Genomic DNA, 269 nt, shown 5'->3' with positions numbered 1-269 from the left:
TCGAACTCGGGTCGCGCCAGCGGGTGTTCGAAAACCCGCAGCACCCCTATACACAGGCGCTGATGAAAGCCGTTCCCATCGCCGATCCGCGCCAGCGCAAGGCGGAAAAGGACCTGAACTTCAAACCCATCCCGTCGCCCATCCACCCCGTCGACTACGAACCCGAACCTTCCGTCTACACCGAGGTCGAGCCGGGCCATTTCGTGCTCAAGACCGACAGCGGCTATTGAGGACCCCATGAGCGAGCGCCTTACCCCCCTTGAGCTGAT

Annotated in this window: 1 protein-coding gene; it reads left to right on the top strand. The window is 62.1% G+C overall.

Annotation, left to right across the window (positions count from 1 at the left end; genetic code table 11):
- Positions 1–230 (top strand): ABC transporter ATP-binding protein (locus A3764_RS01020; RefSeq protein ID WP_443069360.1); only part of this gene is annotated, 230 nt, incomplete at its 5' end.
- Positions 231–269: the final 39 nt, after the last annotated feature.

Source organism: Sulfitobacter sp. HI0129, assembly GCF_001635395.1.
Taxonomy (GTDB): Bacteria; Pseudomonadota; Alphaproteobacteria; order Rhodobacterales; family Rhodobacteraceae; genus Sulfitobacter.
This window is presented reverse-complemented; position numbering and strand designations above follow the sequence as displayed.